This is a genomic window from Clostridium neonatale (genome assembly GCF_001458595.1).
Taxonomy (GTDB): Bacteria; Bacillota; Clostridia; order Clostridiales; family Clostridiaceae; genus Clostridium; species Clostridium neonatale.
This window is the reverse complement of the sequence record NZ_LN890328.1, coordinates 2,263,982-2,285,392: the sequence shown is the minus strand read 5'-3', so window position 1 is coordinate 2,285,392 and position 21,411 is coordinate 2,263,982. Positions and strand designations below refer to the sequence as shown.

The 21,411-nt window shown below is 29.9% G+C and carries 33 protein-coding genes and 1 pseudogene; 33 read left to right on the top strand and 1 reads right to left on the bottom strand.

Annotation, left to right across the window (positions count from 1 at the left end; translation table 11 throughout):
* Positions 1–14: 14 nt before the first annotated feature.
* The 10 genes and pseudogenes from BN2920_RS17240 (at position 15) to BN2920_RS21870 (ending at position 6,167) form a co-directional block, all read left to right on the top strand.
* The gene (locus BN2920_RS17240; protein ID WP_242868410.1) at positions 15–521 is read left to right on the top strand and encodes a GNAT family N-acetyltransferase; all 507 of its coding nucleotides are present in this window, start codon (positions 15–17) and stop codon (positions 519–521) included.
* A 132-nt stretch (positions 522–653) separates the two neighbouring features.
* Positions 654–842 (top strand): hypothetical protein, encoded by a 189-nt coding sequence (locus tag BN2920_RS17235; protein WP_058296210.1) that lies wholly within the window; start codon positions 654–656, stop codon positions 840–842.
* A gap of 41 nt (positions 843–883) precedes the next feature.
* Positions 884–1,087: pseudogene (locus BN2920_RS21140) on the top strand (sporulation transcriptional regulator SpoIIID); the annotation flags it as partial.
* Between the two features lie 21 nt (positions 1,088–1,108).
* On the top strand, positions 1,109–2,050 hold the full coding sequence (locus tag BN2920_RS17230) for a hypothetical protein (RefSeq protein WP_058296209.1): 942 nt from the start codon (positions 1,109–1,111) through the stop codon (positions 2,048–2,050).
* Positions 2,051–2,432: 382 nt separating this feature from the next.
* Complete coding sequence (locus BN2920_RS21550) at positions 2,433–2,594, top strand: hypothetical protein (protein WP_157065791.1); 162 nt, start codon at positions 2,433–2,435, stop codon at positions 2,592–2,594.
* Between the two features lie 104 nt (positions 2,595–2,698).
* Positions 2,699–3,154, top strand: a complete 456-nt coding sequence (locus BN2920_RS17225; protein WP_058296208.1) for a hypothetical protein — start codon at positions 2,699–2,701, stop codon at positions 3,152–3,154.
* Between the two features lie 233 nt (positions 3,155–3,387).
* Positions 3,388–4,074, top strand: a complete 687-nt coding sequence (locus BN2920_RS17220; RefSeq protein ID WP_058296207.1) for a hypothetical protein — start codon at positions 3,388–3,390, stop codon at positions 4,072–4,074.
* A 71-nt stretch (positions 4,075–4,145) separates the two neighbouring features.
* Positions 4,146–4,583, top strand: coding sequence for a DNA-packaging protein (locus BN2920_RS17215; protein ID WP_058296206.1), 438 nt, complete (start codon positions 4,146–4,148; stop codon positions 4,581–4,583).
* Positions 4,576–6,006 (top strand): phage terminase large subunit, encoded by a 1,431-nt coding sequence (gene terL / locus BN2920_RS17210; RefSeq protein ID WP_058296205.1) that lies wholly within the window; start codon positions 4,576–4,578, stop codon positions 6,004–6,006. The genes BN2920_RS17215 and terL overlap by 8 nt, the downstream gene beginning before the upstream one ends.
* A 14-nt stretch (positions 6,007–6,020) precedes the next feature.
* Positions 6,021–6,167 carry a hypothetical protein gene (locus tag BN2920_RS21870; RefSeq protein WP_172437822.1) on the top strand — a complete coding sequence of 49 codons (147 nt, stop codon included), beginning with the start codon at positions 6,021–6,023 and terminating at the stop codon, positions 6,165–6,167.
* Here BN2920_RS21870 and BN2920_RS17205 read toward each other — a convergent pair.
* Positions 6,164–6,394, bottom strand: coding sequence for a DUF2188 domain-containing protein (locus BN2920_RS17205; RefSeq protein ID WP_058296204.1), 231 nt, complete (start codon positions 6,392–6,394; stop codon positions 6,164–6,166). The two genes, BN2920_RS21870 and BN2920_RS17205, sit on opposite strands and share 4 nt — an antisense overlap.
* A gap of 95 nt (positions 6,395–6,489) precedes the next feature.
* On the opposite strand from BN2920_RS17205, the gene BN2920_RS17200 reads away from it, so the two are divergent.
* The 23 genes from BN2920_RS17200 to BN2920_RS17100 all read left to right on the top strand — a co-directional run bounded on the left by BN2920_RS17200 (position 6,490) and on the right by BN2920_RS17100 (position 21,406).
* Positions 6,490–7,899, top strand: coding sequence for a phage portal protein (locus BN2920_RS17200; RefSeq protein ID WP_058296203.1), 1,410 nt, complete (start codon positions 6,490–6,492; stop codon positions 7,897–7,899).
* Positions 7,889–8,059, top strand: a complete 171-nt coding sequence (locus tag BN2920_RS21545; RefSeq protein WP_157065790.1) for a hypothetical protein — start codon at positions 7,889–7,891, stop codon at positions 8,057–8,059. The genes BN2920_RS17200 and BN2920_RS21545 overlap by 11 nt, the downstream gene beginning before the upstream one ends.
* Entirely contained in the window at positions 8,046–9,125 is a 1,080-nt protein-coding gene (locus tag BN2920_RS17195; RefSeq protein ID WP_083498847.1) for a minor capsid protein, read from the top strand. Before BN2920_RS21545 ends, BN2920_RS17195 begins: the two co-directional genes overlap by 14 nt.
* 50 nt (positions 9,126–9,175) lie before the next feature.
* On the top strand, positions 9,176–9,349 hold the full coding sequence (locus tag BN2920_RS21540; protein WP_157065789.1) for a hypothetical protein: 174 nt from the start codon (positions 9,176–9,178) through the stop codon (positions 9,347–9,349).
* 25 nt (positions 9,350–9,374) lie between these two features.
* Positions 9,375–9,644, top strand: coding sequence for a hypothetical protein (locus BN2920_RS17190; protein ID WP_058296201.1), 270 nt, complete (start codon positions 9,375–9,377; stop codon positions 9,642–9,644).
* Between the two features lie 37 nt (positions 9,645–9,681).
* Positions 9,682–10,017: a hypothetical protein gene (locus tag BN2920_RS17185; protein WP_058296200.1), complete on the top strand. Its 336-nt coding sequence runs from the start codon at positions 9,682–9,684 to the stop codon at positions 10,015–10,017.
* Positions 10,018–10,171: 154 nt separating this feature from the next.
* The gene (locus tag BN2920_RS17180; RefSeq protein WP_058296199.1) at positions 10,172–10,780 is read left to right on the top strand and encodes a phage scaffolding protein; all 609 of its coding nucleotides are present in this window, start codon (positions 10,172–10,174) and stop codon (positions 10,778–10,780) included.
* 20 nt (positions 10,781–10,800) lie between these two features.
* Positions 10,801–11,748 carry a major capsid protein gene (locus BN2920_RS17175; RefSeq protein WP_058296198.1) on the top strand — a complete coding sequence of 316 codons (948 nt, stop codon included), beginning with the start codon at positions 10,801–10,803 and terminating at the stop codon, positions 11,746–11,748.
* Between the two features lie 13 nt (positions 11,749–11,761).
* On the top strand, positions 11,762–11,971 hold the full coding sequence (locus BN2920_RS17170) for a hypothetical protein (protein WP_058296197.1): 210 nt from the start codon (positions 11,762–11,764) through the stop codon (positions 11,969–11,971).
* A 4-nt stretch (positions 11,972–11,975) separates the two neighbouring features.
* Positions 11,976–12,320, top strand: coding sequence for a phage head-tail connector protein (locus tag BN2920_RS17165; protein ID WP_058296196.1), 345 nt, complete (start codon positions 11,976–11,978; stop codon positions 12,318–12,320).
* Between the two features lies 1 nt (position 12,321).
* Positions 12,322–12,702: a hypothetical protein gene (locus BN2920_RS17160; protein ID WP_097919268.1), complete on the top strand. Its 381-nt coding sequence runs from the start codon at positions 12,322–12,324 to the stop codon at positions 12,700–12,702.
* Positions 12,702–13,166, top strand: a complete 465-nt coding sequence (locus tag BN2920_RS17155) for an HK97 gp10 family phage protein (protein WP_058296195.1) — start codon at positions 12,702–12,704, stop codon at positions 13,164–13,166. Before BN2920_RS17160 ends, BN2920_RS17155 begins: the two co-directional genes overlap by 1 nt.
* The gene (locus tag BN2920_RS17150) at positions 13,156–13,611 is read left to right on the top strand and encodes a phage tail terminator family protein (RefSeq protein WP_058296194.1); all 456 of its coding nucleotides are present in this window, start codon (positions 13,156–13,158) and stop codon (positions 13,609–13,611) included. The genes BN2920_RS17155 and BN2920_RS17150 overlap by 11 nt, the downstream gene beginning before the upstream one ends.
* A gap of 1 nt (position 13,612) precedes the next feature.
* Complete coding sequence (locus tag BN2920_RS17145) at positions 13,613–13,819, top strand: hypothetical protein (RefSeq protein WP_058296193.1); 207 nt, start codon at positions 13,613–13,615, stop codon at positions 13,817–13,819.
* The gene (locus tag BN2920_RS17140) at positions 13,820–15,130 is read left to right on the top strand and encodes a phage tail sheath family protein (protein WP_058296192.1); all 1,311 of its coding nucleotides are present in this window, start codon (positions 13,820–13,822) and stop codon (positions 15,128–15,130) included. It begins immediately after the preceding gene.
* A gap of 22 nt (positions 15,131–15,152) precedes the next feature.
* Entirely contained in the window at positions 15,153–15,629 is a 477-nt protein-coding gene (locus BN2920_RS17135) for a phage tail tube protein (RefSeq protein WP_058296191.1), read from the top strand.
* Between the two features lie 52 nt (positions 15,630–15,681).
* Positions 15,682–15,939 (top strand): hypothetical protein, encoded by a 258-nt coding sequence (locus BN2920_RS17130; protein ID WP_058296190.1) that lies wholly within the window; start codon positions 15,682–15,684, stop codon positions 15,937–15,939.
* Complete coding sequence (locus tag BN2920_RS17125; RefSeq protein ID WP_058296189.1) at positions 15,932–16,360, top strand: phage tail assembly chaperone; 429 nt, start codon at positions 15,932–15,934, stop codon at positions 16,358–16,360. Before BN2920_RS17130 ends, BN2920_RS17125 begins: the two co-directional genes overlap by 8 nt.
* 253 nt (positions 16,361–16,613) lie before the next feature.
* Positions 16,614–17,330 carry a hypothetical protein gene (locus BN2920_RS17120; protein WP_058296188.1) on the top strand — a complete coding sequence of 239 codons (717 nt, stop codon included), beginning with the start codon at positions 16,614–16,616 and terminating at the stop codon, positions 17,328–17,330.
* A gap of 61 nt (positions 17,331–17,391) precedes the next feature.
* On the top strand, positions 17,392–19,446 hold the full coding sequence (locus BN2920_RS17115) for a tape measure protein (protein ID WP_058296187.1): 2,055 nt from the start codon (positions 17,392–17,394) through the stop codon (positions 19,444–19,446).
* Positions 19,446–20,126 carry a LysM peptidoglycan-binding domain-containing protein gene (locus BN2920_RS17110; protein WP_058296186.1) on the top strand — a complete coding sequence of 227 codons (681 nt, stop codon included), beginning with the start codon at positions 19,446–19,448 and terminating at the stop codon, positions 20,124–20,126. Before BN2920_RS17115 ends, BN2920_RS17110 begins: the two co-directional genes overlap by 1 nt.
* 13 nt (positions 20,127–20,139) lie before the next feature.
* Positions 20,140–21,108 carry an XkdQ/YqbQ family protein gene (locus tag BN2920_RS17105; RefSeq protein WP_058296185.1) on the top strand — a complete coding sequence of 323 codons (969 nt, stop codon included), beginning with the start codon at positions 20,140–20,142 and terminating at the stop codon, positions 21,106–21,108.
* Positions 21,101–21,406 carry a DUF2577 domain-containing protein gene (locus BN2920_RS17100; RefSeq protein ID WP_058296184.1) on the top strand — a complete coding sequence of 102 codons (306 nt, stop codon included), beginning with the start codon at positions 21,101–21,103 and terminating at the stop codon, positions 21,404–21,406. The genes BN2920_RS17105 and BN2920_RS17100 overlap by 8 nt, the downstream gene beginning before the upstream one ends.
* The last annotated feature ends 5 nt before the right edge of the window (positions 21,407–21,411 follow it).

The following is a 21,411-nucleotide window of genomic DNA, read 5'->3' as shown; positions in this document are numbered from 1 at the left end:
AGGTGGTGAATATAGTGAATATTAGAGAAGCAAACGCTGAAGATATGGAATCAATTGCAAATTTATATGTTATGAATTGGAAAAAAACATATATAGGTTTGTTATCTGATAATTTTTTGAATGGATTGACTGTTAATGATGGAATAAAAAAATGGCAAGAATATCTGACTAAAGAAAAACATAGGATCTTTGTTGCATATGAAAATGAAAAATTTTTGGGTTTTTCTGCATGTAAGGAAGATGAAGAATTAAAAAATTGTTTATATTTAGATTCATTGCATGTTTCTGAAACCTCAAGAGGAAAAGGTATTGGAACAAAACTTATCAATAGAGTAGGAAGGTATGCTTATATTAAAGGTTATGAAAATATGAGTATTTGTATTGTAAAGGGAAATAATAAGGCAAAGGGAATTTATGAAAAAATGGGTGCAAAACATTATAAAGATTTTATAGACTATTTTGGAAATACAGAATCCAATTCAGAAAAGCTCATTTGGGACAATTTAAATTCTTTTAAATAAATTCTAGATTGTTTATTAGAGAATTTAATATATTAAGAAAATAAAATTAATGAAAATACCGTATTATTCAAAAGAATATGCGGTATTTTTTAGTGCACAATACTTAAAACGGATATAGAAAGGAGAATATACATGTTAGAAATATTAAAATATATATTTTCGAGTCCATGGATATTTACTGGAACAGTAATGTTAATATATGTGATTGGAGAAATAATGCAGAATATTGTTGTTATCATATGTAAAACAGTAATTGGAGCAAAAGGAATTAAGTATTTTGATAGGACAGATATAAGAACAAATGATACTTCAGAGATGTGAAAGGATGGTCAAATGAATGATTATATTTAGCTAGGGTCAAAGAAGTAGCTCAATATATTATAGATACTGATGCTACTGTTAGAGAAGCTGCTAAAAAATTTGGAGTAGGTAGAAATACTATATATTTAGATATTACTGAAAGGCTTAAGGAAATAAATCCATTGATGCAAGCTGAGATAAGTCTGATATTAAAATCGCATAAGTCAGAAATGAATATACGAGGCGGTATTTCTACTAAAAAGTAAATTTAAGGGAGGGCAATCATTATGATAACTGAATTTAAAAGCAAAGAGCAATTAGCTGAAGAAAAGAAAGTTAAACTTGAAAAGCAAATAGATGAAATGTTAAAGGAACGTCCAGGATTGCAAACAGAAAGACTGATTAGGTTACTAAAAGGTGGAGATTTAAAGGATGATAGGCTTTATATAAGTAATGGACTTGTTAAATTAAAATTTGGGATAAGAAAGGTGTATAAAGAACTAGACGATTTTTATATTCCAGAAATTAATAGAGTAAGAAAAATATTAGAAGATAAAAAGCTATCTAGGCGTTTTAAAGAAGATTATAAGAACTATTTAGAAGAGTTAAATCAATATAGAGATAGTGCTAATAGTTATTTAATGGATTGTGGAGCTACAATAATTGATTCATTTGTGCCAATGTTAGATAAATACTTTACGGAACATGAAATAATTCAAATTATAGGTGGATCATATGAACAGGCTAAGAGAATAAAAGAATGGAGAGATAAAAACGAAACTGGAAACATGTTATTAACAGAAAGTCTAATTATGCATCATGTTGAGTATAGATGGAGAAAGGGAAGGGGAAAAGATTATTTAACCTGTCCTAGATGGGAAATGCCATTATTTGAATGTGTAAGTAGTTATGTATGGGATGTTATTAACAGTGATCCAAAGGCTAAGGCTGATATGGACAAAGTATTTGAAGATATTTTTGGTGAAGCCATGGTGTATACCACTACAGATTCACAAGGAAATATTATCAGTACTGAAAAAGTGATTCAAAAATTAACTATAAATGAGTTAATAAAAGATTATCAAGGTCCATTTATAAATCAGTTGAAGCAGCAGGACACATTTGATAATAAAACAACATATAGGATCAAACGAGTTGATGTTGGTGTTTATGATGTCATTACAGAAGACAAAGAAGTATTGGATAGAATATATAAAAAGCAAGCCTAAATTCTTATTACAGAATTATTACAATTTTTATGACAGTGCAAAGGCTCAAGGTGTAAAGGATAGAACGCAATTTTAAAAAATTGGAAAAAATTCTTGTTACACTTTTTGTTACAGCCGAAACCCTCACCGTTTCTATGTTCCCTTATATATTATATATATATGTAATAATAATAATAAATATATATATATATATATAAAGAGAAATATATATACATAGATAGATACTATATATTATATATAAAGATAAGCACATACAATTTTAAATCTTGTTACAGATGTAGAAATCTATGTAACCTTAGAAATAGTGAGGGTTTAAGGCATAATAATGACTAAAAATTCTTGTTACATGAGCCTTAAATTCTTGTTACGTGAGGTGATTTTGATGGGTTTTAATATGTTAGAAATTAAAAAAGATAGATTAAAAGAAGTTGAATCTCAAATTAGAAAGGCATATAGGAGTAATCATAAACCTAATAGATATTTATTAAATGAGAGAAGACAGTTGAAATCAGAGATACAAAAGATGGAAGAAAAAAGAAACTAAAATAATTAATATAAAAAAGCATTAGAGAACTATAAACGCCAATTTATATACTTTCTCTAATGCACTACCCATCTAATATTATAACATAAAGGATGGGTTTGGTTATGAATATGAAAGAAAATAAGTTTAAGAAAACAGAATCTTCACTTTATAATTACAATAGTTTAGATACCAAAATTAAAAATATAGAAATAGATATTGAAAATTTAGAAAATGATATAACAGTTAGAGCTATATCATTTGAGGAAAAATCAAGTCCAACACATAAAATTACATCAAGTGTGGAAGATGAAGTTATAAGACGAGAGGAATATATTCAGGAACAAATTTGTATTTTAAAAGCTAAGAAAAAATATTATTCAGATTTAAAAATAAAAATACAATCATCTTTGCAGCAATTATCAGAAAATGAATATAAACTTGTTAAATTAAGATATCTTAGTGGTAGAAATAAAAAATCATGGATAGAGATTGGTCAAGAGCTAGGATTTGATAAAGATTATTGCAAGAAGATAAGGACTGGTGTGATTAATTATTTAAGCGAGTTAATATATCCATAACACTTTTTGACCGCGTTTATACCACTTTTACAACACTTTTTGTACACTTTTTAATCACGTTTTAGTGGAAAAAGTATTATATAATACTATCATAGAAATTTATCAAGAGGCACTCAGTTGGGTGTCTTTTATTATTTATAAAAATTTTTTTGAATTTATAAATAATTTAAAACTTTTTATAATATATAAATCGTCTTATAAGTATAAGAAAGAAATGAGGGAGATGGTTTATTATGAAAAAGAATTTATTAAAAATGTTATTGATTGGATGTATGGTTGTTAGTTCAGCATCAACAGGTGTATTTGCTTCAACAGCGAATGCTAATAAAATAAAAGAAAATGAAGTGGTTCAAGTTCAAGAAGATTACATATTAGATAAAGAATTTAAAGAATATATATTATCTTTAAAAGGTATAAGCAATGATGAAAAACAAAAATTAATAGAATCAGAAAAAGTGATACAACCCATATATAAACAAATTGATATATTACTTGATAAGGCTGATAGTCTTGGTGCTGATGTAAGAGTTAAAATACAAGCAGTGGATGATAAAATTTATGAAATACAAAATGAAGATAGCAAAATAATGGATAAAGCCCATAAATACGAAGCGAGCAAGCTTATTAATGGATTTGACATAAATGAAGAAAGTTTAGATGATAATAATGAAGAAAGCATATATGATAGCATGGTAAATTATATAAAATCACTACCTGTTTTAACAGCTAGTGAAAAAGACAAGCTACTAGCTACACAAAAGAAACTTGAACCATATTATAAAGAATTGGAGGAATTATATAAAGAGCTTGATAAAGTTCAAAAGCCTGTAATGGATGAAGTAGATAAATTATATAATAAGGTTGATGAAGAATATAAAGATGTAGCTTATATATGGGATAAAGTTGATCATAATGAATAATGTTAAAGGAAAGGATTCTAGAAAAATAGAGTCCTTTTATTATGCAATAAAACAGAAAGGAAGGTGAGTCTATGGATGAGAAAAAGGCAGTAGGTAGACCGAGAATATTTAGGACACAAGAAGAATTAGAACAAAAGATAATGGAATACTGGCAAAGATGTGAACAACATAATAAGCCTTATACATTAAGTGGACTCGCTTTATGGATAGGAATAGATAGAAAAACATTATATAACTATTCTGAAAAAGATGAATTTTTCCCCACTATAAAAAAGGCTAAAGATATAGTTGAAGCATCTATGGAAGAAAGAGCATTAACTGGTGAAAGTAATGTCACATTTTCTATATTTGCATTAAAGAATAATTTTGGATGGGAAGATAAAAAGCAAGTTGAAAGTAATAGCACTATTAATGCTAAAGTAGAAAATACAAGTAATTTAACTGAAGATCAACTGGAAGATGAAATAAGTAAGCTAGAGAAAAAATTAGGAATTGATAAGGATGGATAGGCTGGAATACTTAAAAGCATTAGAAGAATTACAGGAAAAGAAATTAAAGCTATCTATATTAAAGGCCAGAAGGTCTTTTTTTAGTTACTGCAATTTAAAAGCACCTGACTTTTATAAACCAAATAGAAAATATCTAGTAGAGCTATGTAATGACCTTCAAGAGTTCTATGAGGGTGAAGATGAAATACTTGTAGTAAATGAACCTCCTAGACATGGAAAATCAAGAACGGCAGGATTATTTGTTGAATGGGTACTTGGTAAAAATCAAACTGAAAAGATAATGACTGGATCATATAATGAAACTCTTTCAACTATGTTCTCTAAGAATGTTAGAAATAGCATCCAGGAAGAAAAGGCAGATAAGTATAAACCAGTATTCAGTGATGTATTTCCTGATGTAGCCATAAAGCGTGGTGATGGTGCTATGAACTTATGGAGCTTAGAAGGCGGATATAATAATTATCTTGCCACATCTCCTACTGGAACAGCAACAGGATTTGGATGTTCATTAATGATTATTGATGATTTAATCAAGAATGCAGAAGAAGCCAATAACGAAGGTGTTAAAGAAAAGCACTGGGAGTGGTTTACTAATACAATGCTTTCACGTTTAGAAGAAGGCGGAAAAATAATAATCATAATGACTAGATGGGCCAGTGATGATTTAGCAGGTAAAGTACTTGAAGAAATGGCTGACAGAAAGATTAAGCATATATCTATGAAAGCCCTTCAAGATGATGGAACAATGCTTTGTGATGAAGTATTAAGTAGAAAGTCATATGAAAATAAAATTAAGACTATGGGGGCAGATATAGCAAGTGCAAATTATCAACAAGAGCCTATAGACTTAAAAGGTCGTTTATATCCTAAACTTAAGACCTATACAGAATTGCCTAAGGATAGTAATGGTAATTTACTATTTACAGCTATTAAGAACTATACAGATACAGCAGACAAGGGAGAGGATTACTTATGTAGTATTAACTATGGTGTTTATGATAAAGAAGCTTATATATTAGACGTACTTTATACACAAAAGGATATGTCAGTTACTGAAAATGAAACTGCTAAGATGTTATATCAAGGTAATGTCAATAAAGCAGATATTGAGAGTAACAATGGTGGAGAAGGCTTTGCAAGAAATGTAAAAAGAATATTAAAAGAGAAGTTTGGCAGCAATAAAACAGTTATTAAGCCATTTCATCAATCTAAGAATAAAGAAGCTAGGATACTTAGTAATTCAACTTGGGTACTGGAACATATATACTTTCCGTCAAATTGGAAAGACAGATGGCCAGAATATTATAATGCCATGATTAAATATCAACGTGAAGGAAAGAACAAGCATGATGATGCTCCAGATGCTACAACTGGAATAGCAGAAATGATAAATAAACCTAGTGGTATGTCAATATTTAAATAAGGTGGTGATAAAATATGAATGAAGAAAAAACATTAAAAGATTATTCAAAAGTTGTAATAGAAACTGATGAAAAAATCCCTGTAACTATTGCAGAAATTACACCAGAATATATAGATGTAATTAAAGGTTACAGGGTTAGAATTACACCAAAGTATGATTAATTTTCAGTATCTTTGGGAGGGCAGGAATCATTTCCATAACTGTCTTTAGAGCGTATTCTACCATCTCTACCTTGAATAATGACTTCGCTCTTTTGATTTTTAGCAATTTTTATAGCATGGTTCAAGGCTTCTTTTTGAGTATTAAAGATTTTTGTATCTTTTTGATTTCTTTCTCCATGTACAGCCCACTGTCCATTACGAGGAGACACCCATTGATTTTTACCCATATTTAAACTCCTTTCATAAGTACTCAGTGTTGGAAACACTTGTAATTTCATTATAGAAAAATTAAAAGATTAGCACAAGAATTGAGGTGAATTAATTGGATATAGAAGTAGTAAAGAAATTAATTAAGAAGCATACAACAGGTCATTCAGATATAGTATGCAAATCATTTACAGCAGAAAGATATTACAGAAATAAGAATGATATATTAACATATGACAGAAAGAAAGATGAAGATTCAGAAAATCCATTAAGAAATGCAGATAATAGGATAAGTTCTAATTTTCATGGATTACTTGTTAATCAAAAAGCATCATATATGTTTACTGCTCCACCACTTTTTGATGTTGGAAATAAAGAAGCTAATAAAAGAATTACGGATTTATTAGGAGACAACTATGCTAAAGTTTGTAAGGATTTATGTATCAATGCTGCTAATAGTGGCATAGCATGGTTACATTATTGGTTAAATGATGATAAAGAATTTGAATATGGTGTAGTAGATAGTAAGCAAATAATTCCGATATGGTCCAGTAGTTTAAATAAAAAGCTTTTAGGAATATTAAGAGTTTATAATGATACAGATGATGAAGGTGTAACTTATGATATTTATGAATATTGGAATGATATTACATGCCAAGCATTTAGAAAGAAATCTGATCTTACTATAGATGAAGGATTAGAAATTTATACAATGTTTAGTAATTTTATAGTAGATTCTAATGCAAATCAACAAAGTAATGAATTTAACCATGGATTTGAAAGAGTTCCATTTATACCATTTGGAAATAACAATTTAATGACAAGTGATTTAGATAATGTAAAACCACTAATAGACGTGTATGATAAAGTCTTTAGTGGCTTTGTTAATGATCTTGAGGATATCCAGGAAATAATATTCATACTTACTAATTATGAAGGAGAAGACTCAAGAGAGTTCTTGTCTCAGCTTAAAAAATATAAGACTGTTAAGGTGAATGATAGTGGGGCTGGAGATAGAAGTGGATTGCAGACATTAACAATAGATATTCCAATAGAAGCTAGAGAAAAACTTTTGACTATGACAAGGAAAGCAATATTTGAACAAGGTCAAGGAGTAGATCCACAACAACAAGACTTTGGAAATGCTTCAGGTGTTGCGTTGAAGTTTCTATATTCTTTACTAGAGCTTAAAGCTGGACTTACTGAAACAGAATTTAAATTAGGTTTTGGTGAGTTTGTTAGAGCAATATGTAGATATCTAAATGTTGAATGTAAATCAATAATTCAAACATGGACTAGGACAGCAGTAACGAATGATTCAGAATTAGCTGATATATGTACTTCATCTATGGGACTATTAAGTAATTTAACATTATATAAAAATCACCCATTCGTTGAAGATGCTGATAAGGAAGCAGAACAGAAGAAAAAAGAAGGCGAAGAAAAGCAGCAAGATAATGATGATTATAAAGGTGCATTTCCAAATAAAGATGATAATGAGGAGGCTGATAAAGATGAACAGTAAATCTAAATGGAGTTTATTTTGTGCATGTTTATGGTTTTTATTTTTGATTATTCAATTATTTTATGAAGGAAATACAAAAGATGCATTATTTATTGTTACTTTATTTAATTTTTTAGAATGGTTTAAGAATACTATTGTAGGTGTTTATGGTGGGGAATAATGAATACTGGCAAAAAAGATCATTAGAATTAGAGAACGCTGCTTATAAGGATTCTGAACAGTATAAAAAGGATTTGGAACAGCTGCATAAAGAAACATTAGAACAGATACAAAAGGATATTGCATATTGGTATCTAAGATTTGCTAAAAAGAACAAAATAACTTATGCAGAAGCACAACGAATTTTAAATGCAAATGAACTAGAAGAATTTCATTGGACAGTACAACAGTATATTAAATATGGCCAATCCAAAATATTAAGTGATGCTTGGAGAAAAGAATTAGAAAATGCATCTATTAAAGTTCATGTAACTAGATTAGAGTCATTACAATTTCAGATGCAACATCATCTTGAAAAGGAATATGCAAAAAGAATAACTGATATTAGCCATCTTTTGAAAAGTGGACTTGAAGATGATATATATAAGAATGCTTATGAGATAGAAAAAGGATTGAATATTGGAGTAGATCTGCATAAGTACAATGAATCTGAAATTGATGATATGCTAAAAAAGCCTTGGACTACGGATGGAAAAGTATTTTCAGAAAGACTATGGGGCAGAAAACAACAGTTAGTTGCTGATTTAGTAGAGAAGGATTTACCGCAGGCATTAATAAGAGGTGAAAGTAATAATAAGATAATAGAAAGATGGGCAGAAAAGCTAGAGTCTGATAGAAAAGCAGTGGAAAGAGTAGTACAAACTGAAAGGGCCTATGTTAATTCAAGAGCAGCATTAGAGTCTTATAAAAAGCTTGGAGTTAAGAAATATCAAATATTAGCTACTTTAGACTTGAAGACATCAAATATATGCAGAGAAATGGACCACAAGGGAAGAAATAAAGATGAACCATTCTTTTATTTAGATGAATATAAGGTTGGATTAACAGCTCCACCATTCCATTGTAATTGTAGAACAACAACAGTTCCTTATTTTGATGATTTTACAGAAGATGAAAAAAGAGCTTCAAGAAATACAGAAACTAATGGATATAAAAAAGTACCTGCAGATATGACATATGATGAATGGAAAAAGAAGTATGTAAAAAAGAAACAAGCACTTACTTAGAAAAATGAGTAGGTGCTTTTATTATGCAAAAATTTAAGGAGTGATAGAATATGATAGTAGTTCAATGGGTAGCGTTTGTATACATGATATTATGCGCTTTAATTGAATTTGTAAAAATATTTAGTGATAAAGAAATAGCTGGAAGAATAGCAAGTTTTATAGTATGCGTATTGGATTTATTAATTATTATAATTTTATTTAATACGATATTTGGTAGCCTATAGGGCTCATTTTAGGAGGAATTGAAAGATGAAATATAGGAAAAAACCAGTTGAAATTGAAGCTTTTCAATATGATGGAGATTTTCAAGATAGAGAAGGGAAGTATTATATTCCTGAATGGGGGATTGAAGCTCATAAGAAAGGGATATTGTATTTTGATGGACCAAATCTTAAAATTAAAACACTTGAAGGTGATATGAAGGCCAGTGTAGGTGATTTTATAATTCAAGGTATAAAAGGAGAGCTTTATGCTTGCAAACCAGATGTATTTGAGAAAACATATGAATTAGCTGATTAAGTCTTAATAATAAGGCTTATTTTGGGAGGAATTTACAATGAATTATATTTATATTGTATGTGATGGAAAAGAAATAACAATTAATTCTAATGATACAGCAGAAGCATTTCAAGATTTCATTTTAAAAGCAAGATATTCAGATATATGCTTTATTAATGGTATATCAGATAGTGGTAATAGGAGGATAATGATAAATCCTAAAAAAGTTTCACTTATAATGGATGTAACGCAAGAAGTTAAAAGGACAACTAAATCAATTAGACCTATAAAAGTAAAAAGTGAATCAAATGTACCAGAGAAGTTTATTGCTGAATTTACAAAAATTATATCTGAAAATTTAGAAAAGGCATTAAGAGAAGTTAGCAAGTCTTAGAAATAAGGCTTTTTATTTTGCCATTAGCAAGGCGTAAAAAGGCTTATTATTTTCGCCCTTTTTACAGGTTTGCAGGGCATAAAGAACAAAGGTAATTCTACAGTACCTGGAGAGCAGGTATAAAAATCTATTAGAAGTAAAGGAGAAATGTAAAATGGAATGGTTAAGGAAGTTATTAGAAGGTGCAAAGAAAAAAGAGGATGGAAGTATAGATATTGATGATTTAATGAAACAAGTTAATACTGAATTTCCTAAGAATGCAGTACCTAAGAGTACTTACAATGATGTAAGCGAACAGCTTAAAACTGCAAATGCAACAATTACAGATTTAAAGAAAAATAATGTTGATAATGATGCATTACAACAAACAATTAAGGAACATGAAACTACCATTAAAACTCTTAAAGATAATGCTACTAAGACTGAAAAAGAATATGTACTAAAAGATAAACTTAAGGATTTAGGTGTAACAGATGCAGATTATCTTATCTATAAACATGGTGGTATTAACAAATTTAATTTTGATGGTGATAACAAACCAATAGGAGTTGAAGATATTATTAAACCATATAAAGAATCAATTCCACATGTTTTTAAGAATGATACAGTAAAACCCAAATATAATCCAGCAGCTGGAGGAGATCCAATAGGGGTTAATCCATTTGCAAAAGAAACTTACAATCTTACACAACAAGGAAAATTATTAAAAGAGAATCCTGCACTAGCTAAAGAATTAATGGCAGCAGCAGGATTTAAATTATAGGAAAGAAAAGGTGATTTAAAATGGCAAAAACAAAGATTAGTGACGTAATTGTACCAGAGGTATTTAATCCTTATGTAGTACAAAGAACAATGGAATTATCAGCATTATATAATAGTGGGATTATATCAAATAACCCAGAATTAGATAGACTAGCATCAAGCGGTGGTACAACAATTAATATGCCATATTGGGAAGATTTAAATGGTGATGATGAAGTACTTTCAGATGATGGTGCATTAACACCAGCTAAAATCACAGCTGGTCAAGATATTGCTGTTCTATTAATGAGAGGTAAAGCTTGGAGTGCAAATGACTTAGCAAAAGCATTATCTGGAGATGATCCTATGGCTGCAATTGGTGATTTAGTTGCAGAATATTGGGCAAGACGTATGCAAGCTACAGCTATAAAGTTATTAGATGGGGCTTTTGCTGCTAGTAATATGACAAATAAGGTTTTAGATATTTCTAGTTTAGAAGATGATAAAGCTAAGATAAACGGTGAAAACTTCCTTGATGCATTACAACTTATGGGAGATGCAAAAGACAAACTTACTGGTGTTATAATGCATTCAGCTACAGAAACACAACTTCGTAAGAATAACTTAATTCAAACAGAACTTGACTCTAACAATAAGCCAATTTCATTGTTCATGGAGAAAAGAGTTATTATTGATGATTCTTGTCCAACATCTGCTGGGGAATATACAACTTATTTATTTGGAGAAGGTGCAATTGGTCTTGGTAATGGTGGAGCACCAGTTCCAACTGAAACAGATAGAGATAGCTTAGCTGGAGATGATATCTTAATAAATAGAAAACACTATATTTTACACCCAAGAGGAGTAAAATGGATTGGTTCAGCAGCAGGTTCATCACCTACAAATGCAGAACTAGCAACAGGTACTAATTGGTCAAGAGTTTATGAGGATAAAGCTATTCGTATGGTTAAGTTTGTTCATAAGCTATAAGGAGGTTTGTTATATGAGTGCTACAGCATTTCAAAGAATGAGACGTGAAGCAGCTAAAAAAGAAATAGTAAATAGTCCAGAGATAGAAAAAGAGCTGTCAAAAATGACAGTTGAGGAACTTAAAGAATATGCACAAGAAAAAAATATTGATATTGGAAAAGCTACTAGCCAATCTGGAATATTAGAAAAAATTAAAGAAGTTGAAAAGTTGAATAGGATGTGATCTTATGGAGTTAGATAAACTTAAGCAGCTCCTAGGAATTAATTTAGAAGATACATCTAAAGATGTTATTCTTGAATTTATTATAGATGATGTGACTAATATAATATTAGAATATTGCCACATAAAAGAAATACCTAAAGGCTTAGAAACTACAGCTTATAAAATGGCTGTTAAATTGTATAGAAATGAGAACCTAGGCAGTGAAGAAACTGCTATAGGTTCTATTTCATCTATAAGTGAAGGAGATATATCCACTAGCTTTAGAGATAGTGTAGAAAGTGATTATAAGGATAGTATTTTAAATGAATATAAATCTAAGCTGAATAGATACAGAAAGTTGGTGTGGTAATATGAACAAAGCTATTTTACAAGCAAGAAAAGCACATAGGAAAGCTATTGAAAGTCAGTATGAGCATATTTGTACTATTAAAGAATTTAAATCTGTTAAAGATCCAGTAACTAAGGTTACAAGCAAAAAAGATACAATAGTATTAGAAAATCAGCCTTGTAGATTGTCTTATAGTAGTGTTAAATCCACCAATCAGAGTGAAGCCAATGCTACAGTTCAACAAACTATTAAGCTATTTATAGCACCTGAAATTGAAATTAAGGAAGGTTCTAAAATTATTATAACTCATGATGGCAGGACCACAGAATTTAAACATAGTGGAAAGCCTGCGATTTATTCATCACATCAAGAGATAGTTTTAGAAAAGGCAGGTAATGCTTAATGGGAAGATGGGGAAAATGTGAGTTTTCAGAGTTAAAAAAATTAGCTGAAAATGTAAATGCTTTAAAAGATGGTGTTGCTAATGAATTTACAAAAGAGATTGCAAATGAAATAGCTATGCGATTACTTAGAAGAATTAAGCAGAAAACACCAGTAGGGCAATACACAGATGGAAGAACTGGAGGAACGTTAAGAAATGGATGGGCAATAGGACAGATAACTCAAAAAGGTAATTCGTATACTATTGAGATTATTAATCCTGTAGAATACGCTTCATATGTTGAGTATGGCCATAGGCAGACACCAGGAAGATTTGTACCAGCTATAGGAAAGAAATTAAAGAAAAGCTGGGTTAAAGGCAGATTTATGATGACTTTATCTATAAATGAAATTGAAATGCAGATACCAAGTATTGTTACTGCTAAAGTATGGGAAGAATTAAAGAGGTGCTTTGATGTTAAATAAAATAATAATAGGAATATCACAGGCACTAGATGCCGAATTTAATTCAGAAAATGAAGGATATATAATTCATACTGAAAATGTAGAGCAGGGTTTAGAAGAACCTTGTTTTTTTATTTTCAGTTTAAAACCTAGTTCAAAGCAGCTAGTAGGAAACAGATATGAGAGGAAATATCCTTTTGATATTCATTTCTTTCCAGATACTGAATTAGTAGATGGAATAAGTACAATAAATAATCAACTTAATGAAGTTACAGAAAGGCTATTTACAGCATTAGAATACATTACAGTTGATAACAGCTTGGTAAGAGGCACAAGTATTAATGCTGAAATAGTTGATAATGTACTTCATTTTTTTATTAATTTCAATATGATTGTTAAAAAGGAAACTGAGCCTATAGATACTATGGGAAGCTTAACTATAAAACAGAAGTTAGGAGGCGATTAATTTGGCTAAGACTACAACAAAAGTTGGAGAAGAAGAAATTAAACTTGTTATGGATGATAATAAATATTCTAAGCAGAAAATTTTAAAAAGTAAAAAGTATTCTGATAAACAGGATTTAATTAATGCACTGCTTAAAGATGATACACAGTATTCAATAACTGAAGTAGATGAATTAATTAATGATTTTATGAAAGGAGCAGTGAAATAGATGGCATTAGGTGGAGGTACATGGCTAACACAAAATAAAGTGCTTAATGGTGCTTATATAAATTTTATAAGTGCAGCTAGAGCAAGTACTAATTTATCTGATAGAGGATATGTTGCATTGCCAATGGAATTAGATTGGGGCCCAGATGAACAAGTATTTACAGTAACACAAGAAGATTTTCAAAAGGATTCTTTAAAGATTTTTGGCTATTCATATGATGATGATAAATTAAAAGGATTAAGAGATCTATTTAAAAATGCAACTGTACTATATGCTTATAAACTGAATAAAGGTGTCAAAGCAAGCAATAAGTTTGCAACTGCTAAGTATAGTGGTGTAAAAGGAAATGATATTAAGATTGTTATAACAACAGATATAGATGAAGGATCAAAGTATAATGTAACAACGCTTTATGGAAATAAAGAAATAGAAACACAAACTGTAGCAGCTATTAAAGATTTAGTCCCAAATGATTATATAGGAGAATGGAAAAGTGAAGCTTTAGAAGCCACAGCAGGAATTGCTCTTGAAGGTGGAACAAATGGCGAAGCAGTAACCGGAACAGAATATCAAGCTTTTTTAGATGCAATTGAAGCATATAATTTTAATACTCTTGGTTGTCTAAGTACTACAGATCAAATAAAAAGTTTATTTGTAGCATTTACAAAAAGACTTAGAGATGAAGTTGGAGCTAAATTTCAGACAGTACTTTATAAGTATGAAAAAGCAGATTATGAAGGAATTATTTCTGTAGATAATAAAGTATTGGATTCTGGAGAATTAGAAAGTTCACTTATATATTGGACAGTAGGTGCAGAAGGTGGATGTGCTGTTAATAAAACAGTAGAAAATAAAAAATATGATGGTGAATTTACTGTTAATGCAACAACTAAGCAATCTGATTTAATTGCAGGTATTAAATCTGGTAAATTTATATTCCATAAAGTTGGTGAGGATGTAAAAGTCCTAAATGATATAAATACATTAACTACTTATATAACCGAAAAAGGGGAAGATTTCTCTAGTAATCAAGTTATGAGAGTTCTTGACCAAGTTGCAAATGATACAGCAACTTTATTTAATGAAAAATATATAGGCGAATATCCTAATGACCAAAGTGGAAGAGTTTCATTATGGAATGACATAGTTGATTTAGATAAAAAATTAGAAAAAATAAGAGCTATACAAGATTTTAGTTCTGACAATGTCATTGTTGAAAAGGGAGAGACTAAGAGAGCTGTTCTTTTAACTCAAACTATTAATCCAACAGTTGCTATGGGACAACTTTATATGGCTGTTTATGTAAAATAGAAAAGAAGGAGGATAAAAGAAGATGGCTAAACAAAGAACAATGAATGGAAAAGATGCAATAAGTGGATCAAAAGCTGAGTGCTTTGTAACTATAGAAAATAGAAGATATAACTTCATGCAGATTATAAATTTTGAGTCAAGTATGGAGAAAACAAAAACAGAAGTTCCGATATTAGGTAAAGTAAGCAAAGGAAATAAAGCTACAGGATGCAAATACACATTTAAAGGAACAGCCCATTATAATCAATCAATAATGAGAAAATTACTATACAGATTCAAAGAACTTGGAGAAGACATTTATTTTGATATTCAAGTTACTAACGAAGATCCAACATCAAGTGTTGGTAGACAAACTATAATCCATAAGGATTGTAATTTAGATAGTGGTATATTAGCAAAGTTTGATGCAGATGCAGAGTACTTAGATGAAGAGATAAGTGGAACATTTGAAGATTGGGAAATGCCAGAAGAATTTTCTTTACTTGATGGCATGGAGTAATAAGAGCACTTTGGTGCTCTTTTAAATTATAAAAATATTGGAGTTGTTAGTTATGGAAGAAAAATTTGATGTATCTAAAATATTAGATATTAATACTCTTAAAGGAAAAACATTAAAAGAGAAAACAGAAAATTGCTATAAAATAATAGGTCAACACTTAATTGACCATTCAGAAAAATTAGCAGCAGACACTGAGCCAAATACAAGCGAAATAAGATTAAAAATAACAATACCATATAACTTTATGGTTACTTTGGAAAAGCAAACAGACTATCATATTATGAATGAAAAGGAGAATGAAAATGAGTAATTTAAAACTATTTTTAAAAGGAAATAAAAAACAAAGAGAAAGTGTTAAATATGCACCTACAACAAGTTTATTAGATGAGGAAGGCAAACCAGTAGAATTTGAATGGAAAGGAATTTCAGCGAAAGAAGATGAAGCACTTAGGGAAGATTGTACTATAGATGTACAAGTAACTGGAAAACCTAATATGTTCAGACCTAAATTTAATACTAATAAATACTTAACAAAGTTAGCTGTTGCAAGTTGTGTTGAGCCAGATTTATATAATGCAGAGTTACAAGATTCATATGAGGTAAGGACTCCAGAAGATCTATTAATGGAAATGGTAGATAATTCAGGTGAATATCAAGAATTATTAGGATTCATACAAAAAATTAATGGATTTGAAACTAAAAAAGATTTGGTTGAAGAAGCAAAAAACTAATAAATGGAGGCGATAGTGAGTTTAATTATGCTTACTATTGTCTCCACAAATTTCATTGGGAGCCTAGCAAATTCGCTAATATGGGAGATAGAGAACAGGCTATTGTAATAGCTTCAATAGATATAAGAGTAAAGGCAGAAAAAGAGAAACAGGATGAGATTGAAAGAAAGTCTAAAAGAGGAAAATGATAGAATTATCCATAAATATGTAATATAATATTAAAGATGTTATACATATTTATGGAGGGGATATAATGCTAAGATTTTTAAAATCATTTTTAGGAATACTCTGTTTATTAGTAGGAGCTTTAGTCATGTTTGTGATTACTATAGTAGGATTGTCACAGCATAATATTCCAGCGACATGTGTTGGAATAGTCATAGGTATTATCTTTATTTTATTAGGAATATTACTTATTAGGAAGACAAAAAAAGAAAAAATGAGAGCGGATGAAAAAGCAAAGGAAAATTATAATAAGCTAGTTGAAATAAATAAAGAGCTTAGTTTAAAGCCTGGTACAAAACAAAGAATTCAATTTTTAGGTGCAGAACTTTGTATTAGTGCTAAACATATGGATGGATTACCAGTAGCAGAAGGTGCTGATATGTATTTATATCTATGTGATGATAAAATGATTTTTGAAAGAAATGAAAACATATATAATTTAGAATTTTCTAAGTTACGAGATGTTACAATAAAAACTGATGAAGAAATTCAAAAAGCGTATGTTAGCAGTGTTGGTGGTGCTATTGCAGGGCAAATGTTATTTGGAACTTTAGGCGCAATGGTTGGCGGAAGAGCGAAGGAGAAAACTACAAAAACAATAACAAGTTATCTTATATTTACTTACGATAAAGATGGGACAAATGAGTTTATATCATTTGATGTTACTAATATACCAAATGCAATTAATTTTGTAACACATTTTTCTGAAAATCATTCAAGCGAAAAGAGAGAAATTAATTTATAAAATAAGCACTTACTTAATGTAGGTGCTATTTTTATACATTAAAACAGGAAGGAGGTATATTATGGCTACAATTAGCAATGCAATAGAGGTGCAGGATAGATTTAGTAGTGCGTTAAATAATTTGTATATTGGAATAGATAGAGCAGTAAATAGATTTGAAGTGTTACAAAATGTAATGAATAGAGATGTTAATTTTAATGTTGGAAGTAATTTAAAAGCAGATTTAAATTCAGCCAATCAAGCAGTTTCTAATATAAATAATAATATTAATAATACTCAAAATAATCTAATGCAGGTAAACGCTACAGTAAATAAGATAAGTACAAATATAATCAACATAACTAATAATCAGCAGAAATTTAATGATGAAGTTAAAGAAGGCGCTAATTCTACAGATAACCTTTTAGGAAAAGTAAAATCTTTAGCTGGTGCATATTTAGGGTTTCAAGGAATTAAAGCATTGGTAAATACATCAGATCAATTTGTTCAAACTACAGCAAGACTTAATATGATGAATGATGGGTTACAGAGTACTGCTGAATTACAGGAAATGATATATCAATCTGCACAACGTTCAAGAGCATCTTATACTGATACAGCTAATGCAGTAGCACAATTAGGTAATAGAGCAAAAAATGCATTTAATAGCAATGAAGAAGTAATAGCTTTTTCAGAACAGTTAAATAAGATGTTTACTATTGCAGGAGCTAGCCAGCAGGAAATGAGTTCAGCGACACTCCAATTAACACAAGCTTTAGGAAGTGGAGTTCTTAGAGGAGAAGAATTTAATGCAGTTTTTGAAGCAGCACCCAATGTAATGCAAGCAGTAGCTGATTATATAGGTAAGCCCATAGGTGAATTAAAAGATTTAGCAAGTGAAGGAGAAATAACCGCAGATATTGTTAAAAAAGCTATGTTTGCGGCAGCTGATGAAACTAATGCTAAATTTGAAAGTATGCCTATGACATGGGCACAGGTATGGACTACAATTTCAAATGCTGTTTTAATGGCAAGCCAACCGATATTGACAGCGATAAATTGGATTGCAAATAATCTTGATATTATTGGACCAATAGTGTTAGGAATAGCTGCAGCAATTGGAGTTTATGCAATCGGGACCTATGGAGTAGCAGCAGCTACAGCCGTATGGTCAACAGTACAAAAAGTTATTAATGCAGAGTTATGGGCTTGCCCAGTAACATGGATTGTATTAGCAATAATTGCATTAATAGCAGTGATTTATTTAGCAGTTGCAGCAATAAACAGATGGAAAGGCACTAATATAAGTGCAACTGGAATAGTGGCAGCAATATTTTGGAGTTTAGGCGCCGTTATATGGAATGTAATAGCCTATACATGGAATAAGTTTGCAGCATTTTATGAGTTTTTCATTAACATTAGTACAGATAAAACATATGCAGTTAAAAGATTATTTGTCAATTTAGCAACTAATGTAATAGATGCTTGTATTGCAATGACAAAGGGAGTTGATGGCTTTGCTACTAATTTAGCTAATGGTGTTATAGATGGGGTTAATTTAGCTATTAGAGCTTGGAATGCTTTTATGAATATATTGCCAGATAGCGTGAAGAGTTTTCTTCATATTGGTGTTGGAACAGAAAAAAGTCATACCGCAAGCATAACAGGGACTTTGCAAAATGCAAAAGCCAGTCTTCAAAATTTGTTAGGTGACAAACCAGAAGACTATATAGAAATTCCTAAAATGCAAATGAAAGATATAGGAGCTTCAGCTATGGCAGGATATAACTGGGGTGCCAATTCTAAATTAAGTAATTTATTTGATTCAGGAGTTGATAATACAGATTACCAATCTCTTTTAGATGCGGCAGAAGGAGCAAATCAAGGCGCAGGCGATACAGCTAAAAATACTGGAGCCATGAAAGATGCTTTAGATATAACAGAAGAAGATTTGAAGTATATGAGAGATATTGCAGAACAAGAAGTTATTAATAGATTTACTACAGCAGAAATAAAGGTTGATATGACTAATTATAATTCAGTTAATAGTGACCTTGACATTGATGGGATAGTTGACACACTGGCTATAAAAGTAGAAGAGCAGATGAATATTAGTGCAGAGGGGGTACATGAATAATGGCTTATAAATTTTATATGGATAAAGTTCTGCTTCCTGTACCACCTTCAAAAATGACTACTAAAATATCAAATAAAAATAAGACAGTAACACTAATAAATGATGGTGAAGTTAGTATTTTAAAATCGCAAGGACTTACAGAAATAAGTTTTGATTTATTACTTCCAAATGTTGAATATCCATTTGCAGATTATAAAAATGGTAAATTTAAAGAGGCAAAGTACTTTTTAGATAAATTTGAAAAATTAAAATTAAATAAAACATCATTTCAATTTATTGTAAGCAGAGAGTTATCTAAAGGAAAAGATTTATTTAGTACCAATATAACAGTTTCTCTTGAAGACTACAGTATTATAGAGGATGCAAAAGAGGGATTTGATGTTACAGCATCGATTAAGTTAAAGCAATATAAGCCATTTAGTACAAAGGTTGTTCAGCTTCAGACTACTATTGCGGCTAGCAGTAGTTCTGGAGTTATTTTTATACCTGCAAAAGAAGAAACACCGCCTAAAGTAAATACAAGTACAATACCACCTTATACAGTAAAAAGTGGTGATTGTTTATGGAATATTTGCAAAAGATTTTTAGGTGATGGTAGTAAGTATTCTCAGATAGCTAAATTAAATAATATATCTAATCCTAATCTAATATATCCAGGTCAAGTAATTAGATTCTCATAAGGTTGGTGATTAAATGAGTCATGAAATAATAATAACAAACAAAGAAACAATGTACTATCCTGTAGTAGAAGAAGGAATAACATGGGAAACAGAAAGAAAAGGAAGTCCGGGCAAAGTTACATTTAAAATTTATAAAGATTCTGTTTTAAATATAGAAGAAGGTAATTCGGTAAGTATAAAGAAAGATGGGCAAAATGTTTTCTTTGGTTTTATATTCACTTTTAAAATTGATAAAGAAGGATTTTATAATATTACTGCTTATGATCAATTAAGATATTTTAAGAATAAGGATACTTATTACTATGTAAACAAAAAGGCAAATGAAATGCTTAAGGAATTAGCAGTAATGTTTAATTTAAATGTTGGCACACTTGATGATACGGAATATATTATTCCTAAAAGACTTGAAGAAGATAAAACTTTATTCGATATGGTTCAGAACGCCTTAGATTTTACTCTACAGAATAAAAAGAAAATCTATGTTTTATATGATGACTTTGGAAAGCTAACACTTAAAAATATTGAGAACATGAAGCTTAATATACTTATTGACGAAGAAACAGCAGAAAACTATTCTTATACAAGTTCTATAGATAGTAATACCTACAATCAAATCAAATTAACATTTGACAATGAGGATACTGGGAAACGTGATGTTTATATGTCTAAGGATACAGGTAATATAAACAAGTGGGGATTATTGCAGTACTTTGAGAAGATAGATGATAGTGTTACAAATCCACAAGCAAAGTGTGATGCATTATTACAGCTATATAATAAGAAAACTAAAAATTTAAGTATAAGTAATATTCCTGGAGATGTAAGAGTAAGAGCTGGAACAAGTGTTGTTATAATGTTAGATTTAGGAGATATTAAATTACAAAATTATATGTTAGTTGAAAAAGCAAAACATACATTCAAAGAAAGTGAACATACAATGGACTTAACTCTAAGAGGGGATGTGTATTTTACAGATGGCTAATTTAAATGAAACTATAAAGAAACTTGCATTAGAAGCAATCACAGAAGGTAAACCAGTAAATATTACTTATGGAGCTGTAAAGACTATAAATCCTTTAAGTATAGAAGTGGAAAATTTAAAAATACTTCCTAAAGAGTTTTTTGTACTAAGTAGAAATGTTACCAATTATAAAGAAAATATTACTATGGATGGAGTAAACAAAACTATAATCATAAATAATGAGCTTAAAGTAGGAGAAAAAGTTATTTTAATAAGATTTCAAGGTGGACAGGATTATCTTGTATTAGATAGGATGTGATAATT